Source organism: Streptomyces sparsus, from assembly GCF_054776295.1.
Window position 1 is genome coordinate 1 of sequence record NZ_BAAHCA010001212.1, and the last position, 1221, is coordinate 1221.

Sequence of the window (1221 nt, forward strand, 5' to 3'; positions counted from 1 at the left end):
CACGTGTGCGGGACGGCCTGCGGTCTGCCGGGGTCCGGCCGGTCAGCTGCGGCCGGCGCCGACCTCCGCCGGCTGTTCGGCCTCGGGGGCGGGCTTGAGCCGCTCGCCCTCCACGTCGACGGACGGCAGCGCCCGGTCCAGCCAGCGCGGCAGCCACCAGGCGGCACGGCCGAGCAATCCGAGCACGGCGGGCACGATGGCCATACGGACGATGAACGCGTCGAAGAAGACGGCGATCGCGAGGCCGAAGCCCATCATCTTGATCATCGGGTCGTTCGAGCCGACGAAGCCGGCGAACACGCTGACCATGATGATCGCGGCCGCGGTCACCACCCGAGCCCCGTGGGTGAAACCGGTGACGACGGCCTCCCGGGGCGTCTCGCCGTGCACGTACGCCTCACGCATCCGCGTCACGAGAAAGACCTCGTAGTCCATCGCGAGGCCGAACACGACACCGATCAGGAAGATGGGCGCCATGCTGACGATCGGCCCGGTCTGTGCCACGCCCAGCAGCTCGGCGAGCCAGCCCCACTGGAAGACCGCGACGACGGCACCGAGCGCGGCGACCACCGAGAGCAGGAAGCCCAGCGCGGCCTTGAGCGGAACCAGGATCGACCGGAAGACGACCATCAGCAGGAGGAAGGCGAGCCCCACGACCAGTGCCAGGTAGGGCACCAGCGCGTCGTTGAGCTTCTCGGAGAAGTCGATGTTCATCGCGGTGGCGCCGGTGACCAGGGTGTCCGCGCCGGTGTCCTGCCGGATCCCGGGCGCGGTGTCCCGGATGTCGTGCACCAGCTGCTCGGTCTTGGTGCTGCTGGGTCCGGCGGTCGGTACGACGGTCAGCATGGCGGTGTCCGCCGCCTCGTTGAACCTGGGGGGCGTCACCTGGGCGACACCGTCCAGCTCACCCAGTTCCCGGCTGACCCGCTGGGCCGCGGCCTGGGGGTCGTCGCTGCCCTCGGCGTCGACCACCACCAGCAGCGGGCCGTTGGCGCCCGGGCCGAAGCTCTCGGAGACCATGTCGTAGGCGCGGCGCTGGGTGGTGTCGGTGGAGCGGGCGCCCTCGTCGGGCATGCCCAGTTCGAGCTGGGTGGCGGGTACCGCGATCACTCCCAGGCCGACCGCGGCGACCAGCAGCACGGCCACCGGGCGGCGCAGGACGAACCGCGCCCAGCGGGTGCCCAGAGCGGCCTTCCCGGCCGGCTTCGCCGGGTCGCCGCC

General features: G+C 71.9%; 1 protein-coding gene. It reads right to left on the reverse strand.

Features of this window, described 5'->3' with window-relative positions:
* Positions 1 to 42: 42 nt before the first annotated feature.
* On the reverse strand, positions 43 to 1221 hold a 1179-nt coding region (locus ACYVE9_RS27470; protein WP_461030594.1), incomplete at its 5' end, for an MMPL family transporter.